The organism is Pseudomonas sp. 8 R 14 (genome assembly GCF_900005955.1).
Lineage (GTDB): Bacteria > Pseudomonadota > Gammaproteobacteria > Pseudomonadales > Pseudomonadaceae > Aquipseudomonas > Aquipseudomonas marginalis.
The window spans coordinates 185,036-203,545 of the sequence record NZ_CVTH01000092.1 but is presented as its reverse complement, the minus strand read 5'-3'; the positions used below and the strand labels follow the sequence as shown (position 1 = coordinate 203,545).

The following is an 18,510-nucleotide window of genomic DNA, read 5'->3' as shown; positions in this document are numbered from 1 at the left end:
GCGACAGCCAAGAGAGGAACCGCCATGAGTCGTGATGCCCTGCAGGAATCGCTGTCCGCAGTGATGGATAACGAAGCGGATGAACTGGAACTTCGTCGAGTGCTCAACGCATTTGATGATGCCGAAACCCGTGATACCTGGTCTCGTTACCAAGTCGCTCGGGCGGTGATGCACAAGGATCTTCTAATCCCTCGTCTGGATATTGCTGCGGCCGTTTCTGCCGCGCTGGCTGATGAAGCCGTTCCGGCAAAAGCTGCTCGTGGCCCTTGGCGCAGCCTGGGTCGCCTGGCAGTGGCTGCCTCGGTGACTGTTGCAGTGCTGGCCGGTGTTCGCCTGTACAACCAGGACGAAATCGCCGGGGCCGAACTGGCCCAGCAGACTCAGCAACCGGTCATGGCCGGTCCGCAAGTCAAAGGCCCAGCGGTACTGGCCGGCTACAAGGAAAGCTCCGACACCACCGGCCCTATGGCCAACGGTGTGCTGCAAGGGCAATCCGGCTGGCAGGACCAGCGTCTTCCAGGCTACCTGCGCCAACACGCACAGGAATCCGCCTTGAAAGGCACTGAAAGCGCTCTGCCATACGCTCGCGCTGCAAGCCTGGAAAACCGCTGATCCGTTAAGGAGCCCTATGCGCGCCATACCGCTCCTTACGTTATTGCTCAGTGGTTGGTTTGCACTCCCCGCCCATGCCGACGAAGCCCAAGACTGGCTGACTCGACTTGGGCGTGCAGAGCAGCAGCAAAGTTTCCAAGGTACGTTTGTCTACGAACGTAATGGCAGTTTTTCTACCCACGACATCTGGCATCGCGCCCAGAATGGCCAGGTCCGTGAGCGGCTCTTGCAGCTTGATGGTTCTGCCCAGGAAGTCGTTCGCGTAGATGGCCGCACTCAGTGCGTCAGCGGCACTCTTGTCGCCGGCCTGGGCAATTCGCGTGATGCGCCCTCGCGCGCCCTCGATCCGCAAAGACTCAATCAATTCTACGAACTGGCCGTTATCGGAAAGTCTCGCGTGGCCGGTCGTAATGCAGTGATTGTGTCTATTACACCCCGTGATCAATACCGCTACGGTTTTGAGCTGCACCTTGATCGTGAAACCGCGCTGCCGCTCAAGTCCTTGTTGCTGAATGATCAAGGGCAGTTGCTGGAGCGCTTTCAGTTCACTCGATTGGACACCTCCACCACGCCTAATGATCGCGACTTGCAGCCTAGCGGCGAATGCACCTCCATCGCCGTCGGCGATACCAAGGCAGCGGCCGTAGAGGCCACCGAGGCGTGGCACTTGGAGTGGTTGCCGCCAGGCTTTCAGCTGACCAATAGCAGTGCCCGCAAGGATCCCCATACCAAGGCCACGGTCGACAGCCTGATGTATGAAGATGGACTGGCGCGCTTCTCGGTGTTTCTCGAACCGATCAGCGATGTGAGCGTGACCGAGACTCGCACCCAATTAGGCCCTACGGTTGCTGTATCTCGTCGCTTGAATACGGTAGATGGCGAAATGATGGTGACTGTGGTCGGCGAAATACCTATTGGCACTGCCGAACGCATCGCACTGTCGGTGCGCGGTGAAAAAAAGGCCACCCCCAAGCCGTGAGTCGTTAATCCTATGTTCATCCAGATCTTTCACGGTACGTCCATGCCAGGTTGGCTGCCGAGAGCATGAAATGTCTGGATCAGCATTTTCACTTGCAAAAATCTCCCATGTTTTTTATAGGTCAGGGCTTGTTGGCCCTGGCCTTGTTTAGTTCGCGGAACAAAGATGTCGTTCGCAGTTTTCGGCGTTTCTTGAACCCTGTCGCTCAACCCTGCTCGTCGTAACGGGAGCTGTATGTCGATACCACGTTTGAAGTCTTACCTATCCATAGTCGCCACGGTATTGGTGCTGGGTCAGGCCGTGCCCGCGCAAGCGGTCGAGTTGCCTGACTTCACCCAATTGGTTGAGCAAGCCTCGCCTGCCGTGGTGAACATCAGTACCACCCAGAAGCTGCCGGATCGCAAAGTCTCCAACCAGCAGATGCCTGACCTGGAAGGCCTGCCGCCGATGCTGCGCGAGTTCTTCGAGCGTGGCATGCCACAACCTCGTACTCCGCGTGGCGGCGGTGGTCAGCGTGAAGCGCAGTCCCTGGGTTCGGGCTTCATCATCTCGCCAGATGGCTACATCCTCACCAATAACCATGTGATTGCCGACGCCGACGAGATCCTTGTGCGCCTGGCTGATCGCAGTGAGCTGAAAGCCAAATTGGTCGGCACCGATCCGCGTTCCGACGTGGCCTTGCTGAAGATCGAGGGCAAGGACCTGCCGGTGCTGAAGCTGGGCAAGTCCCAGGACCTGAAGGCGGGGCAGTGGGTGGTAGCCATAGGCTCGCCGTTTGGTTTTGACCATACCGTTACCCAGGGTATCGTCAGTGCCATTGGTCGCAGCCTGCCGAACGAGAACTATGTGCCGTTCATCCAGACCGACGTGCCGATCAACCCGGGCAACTCCGGTGGCCCGTTGTTCAACCTGGCGGGCGAAGTGGTGGGGATCAACTCGCAGATCTACACCCGTTCCGGTGGCTTCATGGGGGTCTCGTTCGCCATTCCTATCGACGTGGCCATGGATGTTTCCAATCAGCTGAAAAGTGGTGGCAAGGTCAGCCGTGGCTGGTTGGGTGTGGTCATCCAGGAAGTGAACAAGGACCTGGCTGAATCCTTCGGCCTCGACAAGCCGGCGGGCGCCCTGGTCGCGCAAATCCAGGATGACGGCCCGGCTGCCAAAGGCGGTCTGCAAGTGGGCGACGTGATCCTGAGCATGAACGGTCAACCGATCGTTATGTCGGCCGACCTGCCGCACCTGGTTGGCGCACTCAAGGCCGGCAGCAAGGCCAAGCTGGAAGTGATTCGTGATGGCAAGCGCCAGAATGTCGAGCTGACCGTGGGTGCGATCCCTGAAGAGGGCGCGACCCTGGATGCCCTGGGTAACACCAAACCGGGCGCCGAGCGCAGCAGCAATCGCCTGGGCATTGCGGTGGCCGAGCTGACTGACGAGCAGAAGAAAGCCTTCGATCTCAAGAGCGGCGTGGTGATCAAGGAAGTGCAGGACGGCCCGGCAGCGTTGATCGGCCTGCAGCCTGGCGACGTGATCACTCACCTGAACAATCAGGCGATTGAGACTACCAAGCAGTTCACCGACATCGCCAAGGCGTTGCCGAAGAACCGCTCGGTATCGATGCGCGTGCTTCGCCAGGGGCGTGCCAGCTTCATTACCTTCAAGCTGGCCGAGTAACCCACCCGGCCAATAAAAAGCCCCGCCTTCGTTTTACGAGGGCGGGGCTTTTTTGTGGGCGATGGGTTTAGCCCATCATGCCTTTAACCAGGCGCTCCTGTTCGATCAACTCACGCTGACGTGCATCGATACGTGACGACAACGGGAAATTGCTGCCGGCGCGACGTTTGGCAAAGTCCAACTGCTGAATCGCCTGCTGGAAGTCGCCCACCAAAGCAAAGTATTCGGCGCGAGCCTGATGCAGGCCGATGATATTGCCCGACAAGCCACGGGTCTCGGCGACCTGGTACCACACATCCGGATCGTCCGGGCGAGACTTGAGCAAGCCATCCAGGGCCTTTTCCGCATCGGCGGTGCGATTCTGTTTAAGCAGCAGATCTACCCGAATCTGATTCAGCGGGTAGTTGCCGGGGTATTGGGTCAGCATCCGATCCGTGCGTTGCTGGGCATCGGGCAGGTGGTTGTTGTCGATGTCCAACTGGATTTGCGCCAGGTTGTAGGTGATGTCGTTGGGCGCCTTGGCCAGCAAGGGTTGCAGGCTTTCCCTTGCCTGCTTGAACTGGGAGGCTTTGATCTGGGCGATGGCCAGGCCATAGCGCGCCACGTCGTTTTTAGGATTTTCGTCCAGTTGCGCCTGGAAGCGCTTGGCGGCGAGTCCGGAGGTGTCTTCGTATTGCAACTGTACCCGCGCGCGAATCAATTGGTAGCGCAGGCTGTCTTCCTTGCCGCCGGCCTTGGCTTGTTCCGCGCGGTTGCGGGTGTCGGCGATACGCGATTCGGTCACCGGGTGAGTCAGCAGGAATTCCGGCGGCTTGGCGTCGAAGCGATACTGACGCATCAGGCGTTCGAACATGGTTGGCATGGAGCGCGGGTCGTAGCCGGCTTTCTCCAGGTTGACGATGCCGATACGGTCCGCCTCCTGTTCATTCTGGCGAGAGAATCGTCGTTGTTCCTGGATGGCCGCGGCCTGTGTGCCGGCGATTGCGGCGATCCCGGCATCCCCGGCACCGGCGGCGGCCGCAATGATGCCGCCGAGGAGGGCGGCCATCATCGGGATCTGCATGCGCTGCTGCGCCTCGACACCACGGGCGAAGTGACGCTGGGACAAGTGAGCCAGTTCGTGGGCCAGCACCGACGCGTATTCCCCTTCGGTCTGGGCATTGAGAAACAGGCCGCCGTTCACGCCGACGATACCGCCGGGTGCGGCGAAGGCGTTCAGTTGCGGGCTGTTGATCAGGATGAATTCCAGGCGCCGGTCATTCACCTGGCTGGTTTCCACCAGCTTGTACACGCTGGTTTCGACGTAATCCTTGAGCTGCGGGTCGTTCAACTGCGAGACCTGGCCCCGTAGGTAGGCCAGCCAGGCGCGGCCCAGCTGATATTCCTGTTGCGGCGAGACAATGGCAGAACTGGCGTCGCCAAGTGACGGCAGGTCGTCAGCGAAGCCTGGGGAGGCCAGCAGGCAAGCCAGCGTCAGCAGGGTAGGGCGCAAAAAAGTCATGCACAGAGCCTTTCGACAAAGAGCTTACTGTAGCCGGACACTGAGCTTCGGACCAGATATTCTAAGCACCCCGAATGCGTGCCCGGAGTAAAACCATGACCGACGCTGTAGCCTTTGATGCCGAACTCGATGCCAGCGGCCTCAATTGCCCGTTGCCTCTGCTCAAGGCCAAGCTGGAACTCAATCGATTGGCCAGTGGCGCTGTGCTCAAGGTGATCGCCACCGACGCAGGTTCCCAGCGTGATTTTCGTACCTTCGCCAAGCTGGCCGGCCATACCCTGCTGCATGAAGAAGACGCCGCCGGTGTGTACCGTTACTGGTTGCGCAAGGCCTGAACCGTTTGCCCCTACCACCCGAGGTTGATTGATGTTCAAAGTGTTACGAGACTGGATCCAGCGCTACTTCTCCGATGAAGAAGCCGTGGTGCTGGCGGTCCTGCTGTTTCTGGCCTTTACGGCCGTACTCACCTTGGGAGGCATGCTGGCGCCGGTACTGGCGGGGATGGTGCTGGCTTACCTGATGCAGGGCCTGGTCACCACCCTGGAGCGTTTACGCTTGCCGGGCGGCGCAGCTGTGGGCCTGGTATTTGCCTTGTTCATGGGGCTGCTGGTGGTGTTTATTGTCGTGGTGTTACCGCTGCTGTGGCACCAACTGATCACGTTGTTCAACGAGTTGCCGGGCATGCTCGCCAAGTGGCAGTCGCTGTTGCTGCTGCTGCCGGAGCGCTACCCGCATCTGGTGTCGGACGAGCAAGTGCTGCAGGCGATAGAAGTGGCACGGGGCGAAATCGGAAAGTTCGGGCAATGGGCGCTGACCTTTTCCCTGTCCAGCCTGCCGCTGCTGGTCAACATCATGATCTACCTGGTGCTCGTACCGATCCTGGTGTTCTTCTTCCTCAAGGACCGCGCCATGATCGGGCGTTGGGTGAGCGGCTATCTGCCGCGCGAACGAGCGCTGATCACCCGGGTGGCCGAAGAAATGAACCGACAGATCGCCAACTACATTCGTGGCAAGGTCATCGAGATCATTATCTGCGGGGGCGTTACCTACATTGCGTTTATCGCACTGGACCTCAACTACGCCGCCTTGCTGGCACTGCTGGTGGGGATTTCGGTGGTGGTGCCGTATGTCGGTGCCGTGGTGGTGACGGTGCCGGTGACCTTGATCGCCTTGTTCCAGTGGGGCTGGAGCGACCAGTTCATCTACTTGATGGCGGTCTACGGCATCATCCAGACCCTGGATGGCAACGTGCTGGTGCCGCTGCTGTTCTCGGAGGCGGTCAACCTGCACCCGGTGGCGATCATCTGTGCAGTGCTGTTGTTTGGTGGACTGTGGGGATTCTGGGGGGTGTTCTTTGCGATTCCCCTGGCGACGCTGTTCAAGGCCGTGCTGGATGCGTGGCCGCGGCAGGAGCCGGTGGTGGCACCTTTGTTGTAAGGGTAGGCGCGAATCACTGCTTCATCGCTGCAGTGATCCGCGCTACAGATCAGGCCTTGTTCAATGCCTGGGCTGCGGCCAGAACGGCGTCCACATGGCCCGGCACTTTCACGCCGCGCCATTCCTGGCGCAGCACACCGTCCTTGTCGATCAGGAAGGTGCTGCGATCCACACCCAGGTATTCCTTGCCGTACAGCTTCTTCAGCTTGATGACGTCGAACAGTTGGCAGACCGCCTCATCCTTGTCGCTGATCAGCTCGAACGGGAATTCCTGCTTGCCCTTGAAGTTCTCATGGGACTTCACGCTGTCGCGCGACACGCCAAACACTTCGGTGTTGGCGGCCTTGAATGCTGCGTACTGGTCACGGAAACCCTGGCCTTCGGTGGTGCAGCCCGGGGTGCTGTCCTTCGGGTAGAAGTAGATCACCACTTGCTTGCCCTTGAGGGCGGCAAGGCTGAAGGTCTGGCCGCTGGTGGCCTGGGCTTCGAAATCGGCGACCGGTTTATCGATGACTACCGCCATGATGACTTCCTTACATTGGGTTCTGTGGGCGCCACGGCTCGATCAGCGCGTCGAGGTTCAGGGCATCGGCGAAATCCAGGAACTGGTCGCGCAGCCAACTGATCTGCACGCCGGCCGGCAGGGTCACGGTGAAGGTGGCGTTGAGCATGGTGCCGCCGGTTTGCGGGGCCTGGTAGGTGTCGCAGGTCAGGTTCTCCAGTTCGACGTTATGGTCGATGAAGAACTGGCACAGCTCATTGACGATGTCCGAGCGGTAGGCCGAGCTGACATACGCCACATAAGGAAGCGCCTGCGGGCGATTTTCCAGGGCGGCGCTGCGCACCACGTTGACGGTGAAGTCGTGCTTCTTGGCCAGGCCCGGCAGGCCGGTCTCCAGGCGCGCCAGGGCATCCCAGGTGCCGGAAATCTGCAGGACCAGCGCACTGCACTCGCCATGGCGGGTCAGGCGGGAGGTCACCACGGCACAGCGGTTTTCATGGCTGGCGCGGCACAGGACGTTGGTCAGCTCCATGGGGTTGGCGCCGAGGGCACTGATAACAAGGAATTGTTCGCGAACTGTGGGGGTGGACATGCAGCCTTCCTAAAACGATGAGCGGTCGATACTGTGAGGGCTGTATCGATCAAAGCATGAAGGGTAGCGAAAAGCGTCGCCAAGGGATAGGAGGTGGCGTTTTCATTGCGTGATCCGCCTGATTTTGCCCAGCCTCAACCCGTGCTTTGGCCCAATGATGGCATTGCCCGTCGTTTAGTTGCGCCAGAACGCATCCTCAGGCGGTACTTCGCTTGTACAAGCATCTTGGCGCCAGTACCATTACGGCTCTCTTTTTCCGGCAGGAGCGGTTGCATGATTGCGGGCAGTATGGTGGCACTGGTCACACCCATGGATGCACAAGGTCATCTCGACTGGGACAGCCTGGGCAAACTGGTGGACTTCCACCTGCAAGAAGGCACCAACGCCATCGTGGCGGTCGGCACCACAGGTGAATCGGCCACCCTCGATGTGGAAGAACACATCCAAGTGATCGAATTCGTGGTCAAGCGTGTCGCGGGGCGTATTGCCGTGATCGCCGGCACGGGCGCCAACTCGACGCGCGAAGCCATCGAGCTGACCCGAAACGCCAAGAAAGCCGGCGCCGACGCTTGCCTGCTGGTGACCCCGTACTACAACAAGCCGACCCAGGAAGGCCTGTACCAGCACTTCCGCACCATTGCCGAAGCCGTCGACATCCCGCAGATCCTCTATAACGTGCCGGGTCGTACCGCGTGCGACATGAAGGCCGAGACCGTGATCCGCCTCTCTACCGTGCCGAACATCATCGGCATCAAGGAAGCCACCGGCGACCTGCAGCGCGCCAAGGACATCCTGGCCGGGGTGAGCAGCGACTTCCTGCTGTATTCCGGTGACGACGCCACGGCTGTCGAGCTGATCCTGCTGGGCGGCAAGGGCAATATCTCCGTGACCGCCAACGTGGCCCCGCGCGCCATGAGCGACCTGTGTGCCGCCGCCATCGCCGGCGACGCCGTGACCGCCCGTGCGATCCACGAGAAGCTGATGCCGCTCAACAAGACACTGTTTATCGAATCCAACCCTATTCCCGTGAAGTGGGCGCTGTTCGAGATGGGCCTGATGCCGGACGGTATCCGTCTGCCGCTCACCCGCCTCAGCGAAGCCTGTCACGAACCGCTGCGACAGGCCCTGCGCCAGTCCGGCGTCCTGGTTTAATTGAGGAAGCACTACGCATGAAGCGATTGGCCGGACTTTCCGCACTTGCCTTGATTATCTCCAGCACCAGTGGCTGCGGTTGGATCTGGGGCCCGGAAGGCTACTTCCGTGACCGCGGCAGCGATTACCTGGAAGCACAAGCAACCAAACCGATGCAACTGCCGCCGGACGTCAACGTCGCCAAGCGCCTTGACCCGTTGCTGCCGATTCCACGCAACGTTGCCGACGACACCACCAAGGGTGAATACGTCGTGCCACGTCCACAGCCGATCTCGGCCGTGGCGGATGCCAGCGACTACAGCCTGCAGAAGAGCGGTGATTCGCGTTGGATCGTGGCGCAGCGTCCACCTGCCGAAGTCTGGCCGGTAGCGGTGCAGTTCTTCCAGGACAACGGTTTCCGCATCGACGAGCAGCGCCCGCAGACCGGTGAATTCACCACGGCATGGCAGCAAGGCAGCGAGCTGTCCGCCACTATGGCCAAGCGCCTGCAGGCCGGCGGTGTCGCCGCCGACAGCGAAGCCCGTGTGCGTGTGCGCATCGAGCCGGGCGTGCAGCGCAACACCAGTGAAGTCTACGTGGTCAGCGCCGAGCGTCCTGCCGGCAGCACCGCCAACGTCGACTTCACCAACCGCTCGGTCAACACCGGTGTCGACTCGGCATTGGTCGACGAGATGCTGGCCAGCATGAGCCGTATCTCCGAGAAGGGCGGTTCCGTTTCCCTGCTCGCCGCCCGTGATTACGACACCCCGAGCCGCGTCAGCCTCACCGAGGACGGCAGCGGCAACGTGGTGCTGAACCTGGGTGAAGACCTGGATCGCGCCTGGGCCAGCGTCGGCCGCGCGTTGGAGCAAGGCCCTTGGCGTGTTGAAGACATCAACCGCAGCCTGGGCCTGTACTACATCAACGTGGCTGAAAAGGCCGAGCGCAAAGACGAAGAGCCTGGTTTCTTCGGCAAACTGTTCGGCAGCAAGCCGACCAAGGAAGAAATCGAAACCCGCGCCGAGCGTTATCAGGTGCGTTTGAGCAAGGTTGGCGAGACTGTGCAGGTCACCGTCGAGAAGAACATCAACACCGTGGCGCCGGCTGAAACGGCGCGCAAAGTGTTGGGCGTGATTCAGGACAACCTGGGCTGATCCGATGCGTTTTGCCGTTCTCGGCAGCGGTAGCCAAGGGAACGGCACGCTGGTCGCCCATGACGACACGTACGTGCTGGTGGATTGTGGTTTCTCGTTAAAGGAAACCGAGCGGCGCCTGCTGCGCCTGGGGGTTCACCCCTCGCAGCTGAGCGCGATTCTGGTGACCCACGAACATGCCGACCACGTGCATGGCGTGGGTTTGCTGTCTCGGCGCTACAATCTTCCGGTGTACCTCAGTCGCGGCACACTGCGCGGGATGCGCAAACCTATAGAACCCGCAGGTTTCCTGGCCGGTGGCGAGCAGCTGCAAATCGGTGCCCTGAGCATCGATGTGATTGCCGTGGCGCACGACGCCCAGGAACCGACGCAGTATGTATTCAGTGACGGAGAGCGGCGTTTCGGCGTGCTCACCGACCTGGGCTCCTACTGCGCCAAGGTACTGGACGGATACCGGAACCTCGATGCCTTGATGATCGAGTCCAACCACTGCCGGGACCTGTTGGCTCGCGGTCACTATCCGTACTTTCTCAAGCAACGGGTCGGCGGCGAACTGGGACATTTGAACAACCATCAGGCGGCGTACCTGGTGTATGAGTTGGGCTGGCAAGACCTGCAACACCTGGTCCTGGCCCACTTGAGCAGCAAGAACAACCTGCCGACGCTTGCCCGGCAATGTTTTGTCGACACCCTCGGGTGCGACCCGGACTGGCTGCAACTGGCCGATCAAGATTCAGGGCTCGACTGGCGACATATCGCCTAGCCCACCTCACTCAAAGCGGAGCCCATCATGGAAAAACGTGAAGAACTCTACCGCGGCAAAGCCAAGTCGGTTTACAAGACCGACGACGCCAACCGCCTGATCCTGCTGTTTCGCAACGACACCTCGGCGTTCGACGGCAAGCGCATCGAACAACTTGATCGCAAGGGCATGGTGAACAACAAGTTCAACGCCTTCATCATGCAGAAACTCGAAGCGGCCGGTATTCCGACCCAATTCGACCAACTGCTGGGCGACAACGAGTGCCTGGTGAAGAAGCTCGACATGATCCCGGTGGAATGCGTCGTGCGTAACTACGCCGCCGGCAGCCTGGTCAAGCGCCTGGGCGTGGAAGAGGGCCTCAAGCTCAATCCTTACACGTTCGAACTGTTCCTGAAGGACGACGCCAAGGGCGACCCGTTCATCAACGAATCCCACGTCGTGGCATTCGGCTGGGGCACCGCCGAGCAACTGGCACGCATGAAGGAGTTGTCCCTCAAGGTCAACGACGTGCTGAGCAAGCTGTTCGACGACGCAGGCCTGCTGCTGGTGGACTTCAAGCTGGAATTCGGCGTGTTCCACGACGGCTCCATCGTCCTGGGCGACGAATTCAGCCCGGACGGTTGCCGCCTGTGGGACAAGGACACCAAGAAGAAGATGGACAAGGACCGCTTCCGCCAAGGCCTCGGTGATGTGATCGAAGCCTACGAAGAAGTCGCCAAGCGTCTCGGCGTACCGCTTTAATCGACGCAAGCATCTGATAGCACGGAAAAAAATCGCTTCTGCGCTTTGCTTCCACGAAACAGGCTGTTATGATGCGCGCCGTTGGAGAGATGCCAGAGTGGCCGAATGGGACGGATTCGAAATCCGTTGTACCTTCACCGGTACCTAGGGTTCGAATCCCTATCTCTCCGCCATTACATAGAAAAAGCCCCGTAGCTGAATAAGCTACGGGGCTTTTTCGTTTCTGAGATTTGAGAGCAAGCTACTCGTTCCGAGCAGCAAACAGGGCCGCAGTGGTTGTTTCCAGCAGGCACAACCAACCGTATTCCATCTTCAAGCATGCCTTACTGGCTTGATCAGGCTTTCTGCTGGAATTCCAAACATCTCATGCAGCTTCCAAATCATTGGCAAGGTCAGCGCTCGTTTTCCATTCAGCACTTCATAAACACGATTCTGGCGGCCAATGGCGGGAATAAGATCAGCCGCTGACAGGCCAGACTGTTCCATTCTGAAGCGAATGGCATCGATTGGGTTGGGCAGGTCCATGGGAAAGTGTTTGGCTTCATAGGCCTCGATCAGCGTGATCATTACGTCAAAGTAATCACCTTCCGGGGTGCCGGGTTCTGGTTCGTTGTCGAACAGCGCAGAGACAGACTTGAGTGCGTCCTTGTAATCCTGTTCGGTGTGGATAGGTCGGATGTTCATGGGTTACTCCGTTTCGACGGTATCGGCGTCAATTGCGTCGTACTGCTTATGTGTACCGACAAACTTGATGTAGACAGCGCCATAGCGATAGGCCACGGCGACCACGAGCCTGTAGTCGTTACCTTTGATGTTGAAGACGACCCTTCGACTTTTGAGAATGCTAGCGCTGCGAAAGTGTTCCTTGATGTCAGCCGGGTTTGACCAGTCGGCGTTTTTTACTTCGTCTATCCAGGCCAGGAACGGTTGCTCCGAATCCGGGTACTTGTGCCAAAAGGTTTTGAGTTGACTGAGTGCGACTATTCTCATGGGAAAATCCTAGTCCCGCCTTGGGACTTTTGCAAGTGGGCACATGGGAACAAGCAGTTTTCCAGACGGGTGTCATGGGCTCTCAAGGCATTTCTCCACATAAGGCATTCCCCTTGTAACCGTGCATGATCGGTCCCAGGAACATGAAAGGACCACAGGCATATAAGGGCGAGGGAGCGGGATGTGAGCGGCACACGGGGAGCTTCAGGGGTATTGGAACTACAGCCCAAAGCGTCACGCCGCACCATGCTCGTTCAGGCGGGTTCTGTTGAGGGGTGGTGCGTACGTTTTTCTGTTCAGGAAGTGAAAGTTGTGCGCCGATGCAGCCGTATAGGCAAGAAATCAGTGCCAGAGTAATGACGGCTTTTTCCATGTCAGACCTGCTGGTGGGGTAATCCTTTGATGTTCCCAGTATTGTCGTTGGTGGGCGCCGTGCTCGTCGATACTGCAAATAACTCACTGATATTTATAACTTCCCATTTCCTGGGTGTACGTCCCTCAAGTCTTTATCCAAACGGCCGAAACACTCTCGTACGACATCGTATCCCCAATAAGAGAGTCCCCCCTAATGTCCCTTCGCAGCCTGTCCATCGCCCGCCGTGCGGGTCTGGGTTTTGCCCTGATTGCTTTGCTCGTGGCCCTGCTGGGTTTTTTTGCACTGTCGAACATGGCAAGCATCCGCGCCAGCGCGGTGCAGGTGGAAAGCGGGCTGGTGCCGAAGATGCGACTGGTGGCGGACATTCGTGAAATCATGCTGCGCATTCGTACGATCTCTTTGCGCATGGCCCTGGACCCGAACCCGGCGAGCATCCCGCAATACCGTAGCCAGATGGACACTCGCAGCCAGGACCTGAGCAAACGGCTGGCCGACCTCGATGCAGTGATCGACACCCCCGAAGTACGCACGCTCTATGACCAGTTCCAGGTCTCGCTGCGCCAATACCAGCAAGGGCTGGCGCAGTCGTTCATCCTCGCCGACAAGCAGCAGGGCGCCGAACTCAACAAGCTGTTGCTGGTGGATATGAAAACCGTGGTCGATGGCTCCGGGGCCCAACTCAATGCCCTGGCCGACTACTACAACGCCCAGATCAACCAGCAAGGCCAGGCGGCCGAGTCGCAGTACGGCCGTTCGCGCACCATGGTGTTCGGCTTTGTGATCGTGGCCGGGTTGAGCACCGTGCTGCTGGCCTGGTTGCTCACGCGCAGCATTGTCGGCCCGCTCAGTCATGCCGTACGGGCTGCCGAGAACGTTGCCCAAGGTGACCTGACCCAAACGGTGGACGTGAGCGGCGACGACGAAGTGACGCGCCTGCTCGTGGCACTCAAGACCATGCAGGCCAACCTGCGCGGGACCTTGCAACTGATTCGCCAGTCGGCCGGGCAGATGGCGTCATCGGCCACCGACCTCAACGGCATCACCGACCAGAGCAGCCGCAGCCTGCAAAAGCAGACCGCTGAAATCGAGCAGGCCGCCACCGCCGTCAACGAGATGACCTCGGCGGCGGATGAGGTGGCGCGCAATGCGGTGTCCACCTCCGAGTCCACTCGCCTTTCCAATGAAACCGCGCGCGAAGGCCAGCACCGTGTGGGTGAAACGGTCAGCGCCATTCAAGCCCTGAGCACCAACATCGGCGAAACCTCGACCCTGGTGCAGAACCTCGCCGAGCAATCGCGGGATATCGGCAAGGTGCTCGATGTGATCCGCTCCATCGCCGAGCAGACCAACTTGCTGGCACTCAACGCCGCGATCGAGGCGGCGCGGGCCGGTGAGTCCGGGCGCGGCTTTGCGGTGGTGGCTGACGAAGTCCGTGCACTGGCCCACCGTACCCAGCAATCGACCCTGGAAATCGACCAGATGGTGACCGCGATGCGCACGGGGTCCAACGAGGCGTTGAGCTCGATGCAGTCGAGCACCCAGCGAGCCACCGACACCCTCGCCCTGGCTGAGGGGGCGGGGGGCGCATTGAGCCAGATCACCGACTCCATCGACCAGATCCACCAGCGCAACCTGGTCATCGCCAGCGCCGCCGAGGAGCAGGCCCAGGTGGCCAAGGAAGTCGATCGCAACATCGTCAATATTCGCGACCTGTCTGCGCAATCCTCTTCCGGCGCCGGGCAGATCAATGGATCAAGCCGCGAACTGGCGCAATTGGCGGTCTCGCTGAACGAGGCGGTTGCGCGGTTTCAGCTGTAGTGCAGCGCGCTTATTCCTGCGCGATAACGGGCTGGGGCGGGGTCAGCTCCAGCACGCGATCACGCCCACCTTCGGCCAGCAGATAAGTCCCATGCCCGGTCGGCACAATCGACTGTGGCGCCTTCAAGAACGACAAAATCGTCTGCTGGCGCCCCTGTTTATCGATCAGCAACAACCGCGCGCGGTGGGTGGCGTCTTCGTTGATCCATAACCCGCGCTCATCGCACATCAAAAAGGTCGGCTGGTTCAGCTTGGCCAGTACCACCGGGTCGCTGCCGTCTTCGGTCAGCTCACGGACCATGCCTTCTTTCTTCTTCGTGTAGAGCATGCGGCCATCGGTGCAGCGGATGATCGATTCGCCCTCGTCGAGGCCTTTGCGAACGACGCTTAAGGTCTGGTCGCTCCAGCGATAACGCAGGATGCGCCCCTCGTCGCGACGGTCCTCCATGGCATAGAGGTAGTCACCGTCGTCCCACAGGCCTTGCACGTTTTCGCCCCTGAACAATTCGGTGACGGTACCGTCCTTGAGGAAGCTGACGGGGGAGTCGAGTGCTTCTTGGCTGAACACCCAGCCGCCACGGGTGGCGAACATACCGTCGGGTTTGGACAGGTTGCCCACCACCACTTCGCGTGTTCCGTCCGGATGAATGCGCACGATGCTGCCCTTGGCGTCGTCGAGCTCCAGGCTGACCACCAGCGCGCCGTCCGGCAACGGCATCAGCGAGGCGGCTTTTGGCACGTCGCGGTGTACGACCTGAACGCTCCAGCCGGCAGCGGCGCTCACCGGGTAGAAGCTTTGCCAGGTGAAGAAACCCAGCGCGGCGAGGCAAGGCAGGCCCACCAGGCAGGCCGCCCATTTCAGCGCGCGGTGAAGCGTTTTTCTGTCAGATGCCTTGCTCATTGAACTCTCAGTCGAAAAGGGGCGGCTAGCAGGCACTTGTTTTTTCAAGGCTGGTTGGCCTGCCATTGTTTATAGAGTTTGCGGGCGACTTCCATTCGCGCGATCAGGATCACCAGGTAAATCATCCATGCCATCGACACGAGCACCAGCGAGAACAGCAGCCCGCGTTGTTGGCCCAGGCCTTCTCGTACGTATTTGTTGTAGGTCTTGTCGAGGAAGAATGAGCAAATGATGTCGAGTTTATCTTCCGGTAATCCTGGGCGCAGGAACGCCTGGAGCGACTCGGACGAGCGACAGTGCTCGACCTTGAGGACGGTGTCAGACCAGATACCGAACTTCACGTTATCTTCCGATAAATAGAACGAGGGGGCATCCGGGGCGTTTTTGAGGGACACCATCAGATACTTGGATTCAATCAGCGGAACCGCAATGGCTACGCCCGCCAGAAGCGCGATGGCAAGAAAGAAAAAGCAGTTGATACGCCACTGTGCGAACCGCTTGGTGATGAAGCTCAGTGCTGTAAAGTCGCTCCACTCGATGTAGCGCTTCACGCGACCGAAGTCGCGTGGGGTGAAGTCATTGCTGTACATCCAATCCTCAGCCAAGTCGGCCTCGCGCAGCGTATTGGCGGGGATGTTGAATTCATAGCGATAATATTCCAGCTCGCGCAAGTCCTTGCGCATGCGTTCAAAACGGTCTGTTTCGAAGCGCGTTTTGCCACCAAAAAACCGCCATATCCAATCCCGTAGAAACAGCAGCGATCCAGAGCGCCGGTAGATAAATATCAACAGCCCCGCGATAGCGAGAAAGGTGAAAGCCCCGCTGAAGACGGCGAAATGCTCCACATACCAGGTCAGCGGTGTGCTTTTTACGATCGGTTCGGCCATGCCTGGGTCCTTAGTCATAGAGTCGAACGCGGGATTCTAGGGAACCCGAGCAACCGTGTCTTTACGTCAGGAAAAACAAGAAGCAACTGACTGGCCTCTCGGAAACAGGCTAAGCCTCAGCGGCAGTTTTTCTGGCAGTTCTACTCCATAGCTTCCCACTGGCGCTTGTACGATATTGCTCTACATCCCGCTATTCACGATGGGCACCAGCAACGTCGCGTCCATGCGCATGGGCAACGTCACCATTGCGATGGGGGCTTGAAGGAACAAGCGCCGCGGGCGGACTTTGCCGCCAGCGGCGCTGGAATTGGAGCGGTGGGCGCGGGAGATACCGTTTCGGTCAGCGCGCCACCGAGTCCAGGCCGGTGGATTGCACCACCGGTTGTGCCTGGGGCGAGGCCAGGAACTGCAACAGCGCCCTGGCCTGCGCAGGGTGTTCGGCATTGACCGGAATGCCCGCCGCAAAGCGCGTCACCGATTGCACGTCTTCCGGGATCTTGCCGACGTACGTCACACCCGCCACCGGCAATAACTCCGCCACCTGCTGCAAGCCCACTTCGTAATCGCCCTTGGCGACCTGTTCGGCCACCGGCAGGCGTTCGATCATGGTGCCTTTGGCGGGCATGCCGAGCTTCTTGAACAGCTCTTTCTCGACATACACACCGCTGGCGCTGTCCGAATACGCCACGGACTTGGCCTTGCTCAGTACGGCCTTGAGTTCGGCATCGGTGCCGATCGCGGGTTTGGTCGCACCTGCCTTCACCACCAGGCCGATGCGCGAATCCGCCAGTTCCACGCGGGACGCCGGGTCGACCTTGCCTTGTTTGATCAAGTCATCCAGGGCATAACCGACCATGATCACCACGTCGGCATGTTCGCCACGGGCCAGACGGTTGGGAATCGCTTCCGGCGCCTTGCCCATGGAGGGGCCGAGGACGGTATCGAGGGTGTCGCCGCTGTACTGCGCGTATTGCGGGCCCAGCAGTTTATAGGCGGCGGTGAAGCCACCGGAGGTCATCACCTTGAGTTCCTCGGCCTGGGCCGTCAGCGCCAGTGCGCCGAGGGCCAGGGCCGTCAGGGTCTTGAACAAAGGCCCCATCACGCCGCCCCCTGCATCACCTGCCCGCGTGCGTTGGCGCGACGATACAGCGCCAGGGTCGAACACAGCGCGCACAACGCAGCGAACATCATCCAGTAGGCCGGCGAGGCCTTGTCTTCGGTGATGTGGATGAACCAGGTGGAGATCGCCGGGGTAAACCCACCGAAGATCGCGGTCGCCAGGCTGTAGGCCAGGGAGAAGCCCGCCACGCGCACTTCCACCGGCATGATTTCCGTGAGCGCCGGGATCATCGCGCCGTTGTACATGCCGTACAGGAACGAGAACCACAGCAGCGTCTCCAGCATATGGGCGAAGCTCGGTGCATTCACCACGTAGGACAGTGCCGGATAAGCCGTGAGCACCGTCAACGCGGTCATGGCGATCAGCACCGGCTTGCGGCCGAAGCGGTCGCTCAGGGTGCCGCCGATCGGCAGCCAGACAAAGTTCGACACCGCCACCAGCAAGGTCACCAGCAGCGCGTCGGAGGTGCTCAGTTGCAGCACGGTCTTGCCGAAGGTCGGCGCGTACACGGTGATCAGGTAGAACGCGGTGGTGGTCATGGCCACCATCAGCATGCCGCCGATGACCACGGTCCAGTTTTTCACCAGTGTGGCCAGCACCTCGCGCATGGTCGGGCGATGCTTGCGGTTGGCGAATTCTTCGGTTTCCTGCAGGTTACGGCGCAGCACAAAGATGAACGGGATGATCACGCAACCAATGGCGAACGGAATGCGCCAGCCCCAGTCGGCAACCACCGCCGGTTCCATCCACACGTTCAAGCCATAGCCCAGGGCGGCGGCGACCACGATGGAGATCTGTTGGCTGCCGGATTGCCAGCTGGTGTAGAACCCCTTGCGGCCTGGGGTGGCCATTTCAGACAGGTATACCGACACACCGCCCAGCTCCGCGCCGGCCGAGAAACCTTGCAACAGGCGACCCAGCAGCACCAGCAGCGGCGCCCACAGGCCAATGGTGTGATAACCCGGCACCAGCACGATCAACAGCGTGCCGCTGGCCATGATCGACAAGGTCACGATCAACCCTTTGCGGCGACCGACGTCATCGATATAAGCGCCGAGGATGATGGCGCCCAGTGGGCGCATCAGGAAGCCCGCGCCGAACACGGCGAAGGTCATCATTAATGAGGCAAATTCATTGGCGGCAGGGAAGAACGCGGCAGCAATGTAGGTGGCGTAGAAGCCGAACAGAAAGAAGTCGAACTGTTCAAGGAAGTTGCCCGAAGTAACGCGGAATACCGCACCTACTTTCGAACGGGCAGAATCGGGCCGGGAAGGGCTAGTCATGGTTTTGTGTCTCCAGCGTTCTTTTAAGTGCTTGTTTCGCGTAAGACCGAGG

The 18,510-nt window shown here is 59.9% G+C and carries 19 protein-coding genes, 1 tRNA gene and 1 pseudogene; 12 read left to right on the top strand and 9 right to left on the bottom strand.

Annotation, left to right across the window (positions count from 1 at the left end; genetic code table 11):
- Nucleotides 1-24 precede the first annotated feature (24 nt).
- The 3 genes from BFQ01_RS30520 to BFQ01_RS30510 all read left to right on the top strand — a co-directional run bounded on the left by BFQ01_RS30520 (nt 25) and on the right by BFQ01_RS30510 (nt 3,262).
- A complete protein-coding gene (locus BFQ01_RS30520) occupies nt 25-612 on the top strand; it encodes a sigma-E factor negative regulatory protein (RefSeq protein ID WP_003172479.1) in 588 nt (195 codons plus the stop codon).
- A 16-nt stretch (nt 613-628) separates the two neighbouring features.
- Nucleotides 629-1,591 (top strand): MucB/RseB C-terminal domain-containing protein, encoded by a 963-nt coding sequence (locus BFQ01_RS30515; RefSeq protein WP_065928213.1) that lies wholly within the window; start codon nt 629-631, stop codon nt 1,589-1,591.
- Nucleotides 1,592-1,825: 234 nt separating this feature from the next.
- Nucleotides 1,826-3,262, top strand: a complete 1,437-nt coding sequence (locus BFQ01_RS30510; RefSeq protein ID WP_065928212.1) for a DegQ family serine endoprotease — start codon at nt 1,826-1,828, stop codon at nt 3,260-3,262.
- A gap of 67 nt (nt 3,263-3,329) precedes the next feature.
- On the opposite strand, the gene BFQ01_RS30505 is transcribed toward BFQ01_RS30510, so the two are convergent.
- On the bottom strand, nt 3,330-4,763 hold the full coding sequence (locus BFQ01_RS30505) for a M48 family metalloprotease (RefSeq protein WP_027604315.1): 1,434 nt from the start codon (nt 4,761-4,763) through the stop codon (nt 3,330-3,332).
- 95 nt (nt 4,764-4,858) lie between these two features.
- Between BFQ01_RS30505 and BFQ01_RS30500 the strand changes: the two genes are divergently transcribed.
- Together BFQ01_RS30500 and BFQ01_RS30495 are read left to right on the top strand one after the other, a co-directional pair.
- Nucleotides 4,859-5,098, top strand: a complete 240-nt coding sequence (locus BFQ01_RS30500; protein ID WP_010212198.1) for a sulfurtransferase TusA family protein — start codon at nt 4,859-4,861, stop codon at nt 5,096-5,098.
- Nucleotides 5,099-5,129: 31 nt separating this feature from the next.
- Complete coding sequence (locus tag BFQ01_RS30495) at nt 5,130-6,200, top strand: AI-2E family transporter (RefSeq protein ID WP_032888556.1); 1,071 nt, start codon at nt 5,130-5,132, stop codon at nt 6,198-6,200.
- 49 nt (nt 6,201-6,249) lie between these two features.
- On the opposite strand, the gene BFQ01_RS30490 is transcribed toward BFQ01_RS30495, so the two are convergent.
- Both BFQ01_RS30490 and BFQ01_RS30485 read right to left on the bottom strand, forming a co-directional pair.
- A complete protein-coding gene (locus BFQ01_RS30490; RefSeq protein WP_065928211.1) occupies nt 6,250-6,723 on the bottom strand; it encodes a peroxiredoxin in 474 nt (157 codons plus the stop codon).
- A 10-nt stretch (nt 6,724-6,733) separates the two neighbouring features.
- Nucleotides 6,734-7,294, bottom strand: coding sequence for a glycine cleavage system protein R (locus BFQ01_RS30485; protein ID WP_003172487.1), 561 nt, complete (start codon nt 7,292-7,294; stop codon nt 6,734-6,736).
- 273 nt (nt 7,295-7,567) lie between these two features.
- On the opposite strand from BFQ01_RS30485, the gene dapA reads away from it, so the two are divergent.
- From dapA to BFQ01_RS30460, 5 genes are all read left to right on the top strand, one after another.
- Entirely contained in the window at nt 7,568-8,446 is an 879-nt protein-coding gene (gene dapA, locus BFQ01_RS30480) for a 4-hydroxy-tetrahydrodipicolinate synthase (protein ID WP_065928210.1), read from the top strand.
- A 17-nt stretch (nt 8,447-8,463) separates the two neighbouring features.
- Nucleotides 8,464-9,579 (top strand): outer membrane protein assembly factor BamC, encoded by a 1,116-nt coding sequence (gene bamC, locus BFQ01_RS30475; RefSeq protein ID WP_027604311.1) that lies wholly within the window; start codon nt 8,464-8,466, stop codon nt 9,577-9,579.
- A gap of 4 nt (nt 9,580-9,583) precedes the next feature.
- Nucleotides 9,584-10,342 (top strand): MBL fold metallo-hydrolase, encoded by a 759-nt coding sequence (locus BFQ01_RS30470; protein WP_027604310.1) that lies wholly within the window; start codon nt 9,584-9,586, stop codon nt 10,340-10,342.
- A gap of 27 nt (nt 10,343-10,369) precedes the next feature.
- Nucleotides 10,370-11,083, top strand: coding sequence for a phosphoribosylaminoimidazolesuccinocarboxamide synthase (purC, locus tag BFQ01_RS30465; protein ID WP_065928209.1), 714 nt, complete (start codon nt 10,370-10,372; stop codon nt 11,081-11,083).
- Nucleotides 11,084-11,166: 83 nt separating this feature from the next.
- Nucleotides 11,167-11,256: transfer RNA gene (locus tag BFQ01_RS30460), tRNA-Ser, on the top strand.
- Between the two features lie 139 nt (nt 11,257-11,395).
- On the opposite strand, the gene BFQ01_RS30455 is transcribed toward BFQ01_RS30460, so the two are convergent.
- Nucleotides 11,396-11,767, bottom strand: coding sequence for a helix-turn-helix domain-containing protein (locus BFQ01_RS30455; protein ID WP_027604308.1), 372 nt, complete (start codon nt 11,765-11,767; stop codon nt 11,396-11,398).
- Nucleotides 11,768-11,770: 3 nt separating this feature from the next.
- Entirely contained in the window at nt 11,771-12,073 is a 303-nt protein-coding gene (locus BFQ01_RS30450; RefSeq protein WP_065928208.1) for a type II toxin-antitoxin system HigB family toxin, read from the bottom strand.
- Between the two features lie 568 nt (nt 12,074-12,641).
- On the opposite strand from BFQ01_RS30450, the pseudogene BFQ01_RS33545 reads away from it, so the two are divergent.
- Together BFQ01_RS33545 and BFQ01_RS33540 are read left to right on the top strand one after the other, a co-directional pair.
- A pseudogene (locus BFQ01_RS33545) lies at nt 12,642-13,409 on the top strand (MCP four helix bundle domain-containing protein); the annotation flags it as partial.
- Complete coding sequence (locus BFQ01_RS33540) at nt 13,404-14,267, top strand: methyl-accepting chemotaxis protein (RefSeq protein ID WP_370671287.1); 864 nt, start codon at nt 13,404-13,406, stop codon at nt 14,265-14,267. The pseudogene BFQ01_RS33545 and the gene BFQ01_RS33540, both read left to right, overlap by 6 nt.
- A gap of 10 nt (nt 14,268-14,277) precedes the next feature.
- Here the strand turns inward: BFQ01_RS33540 and BFQ01_RS30440 are convergent, their stop codons facing one another.
- From BFQ01_RS30440 to BFQ01_RS30425, 4 genes are all read right to left on the bottom strand, one after another.
- Nucleotides 14,278-15,168 (bottom strand): hypothetical protein, encoded by an 891-nt coding sequence (locus BFQ01_RS30440; RefSeq protein WP_256097802.1) that lies wholly within the window; start codon nt 15,166-15,168, stop codon nt 14,278-14,280.
- A gap of 44 nt (nt 15,169-15,212) precedes the next feature.
- Nucleotides 15,213-16,055, bottom strand: a complete 843-nt coding sequence (locus BFQ01_RS30435) for a DUF6216 family protein (RefSeq protein WP_065928206.1) — start codon at nt 16,053-16,055, stop codon at nt 15,213-15,215.
- 340 nt (nt 16,056-16,395) lie between these two features.
- Nucleotides 16,396-17,154: a substrate-binding domain-containing protein gene (locus BFQ01_RS30430; RefSeq protein ID WP_065928205.1), complete on the bottom strand. Its 759-nt coding sequence runs from the start codon at nt 17,152-17,154 to the stop codon at nt 16,396-16,398.
- Complete coding sequence (locus BFQ01_RS30425) at nt 17,154-18,458, bottom strand: MFS transporter (RefSeq protein WP_065928204.1); 1,305 nt, start codon at nt 18,456-18,458, stop codon at nt 17,154-17,156. The genes BFQ01_RS30430 and BFQ01_RS30425 overlap by 1 nt, the downstream gene beginning before the upstream one ends.
- Nucleotides 18,459-18,510 lie beyond the last annotated feature (52 nt).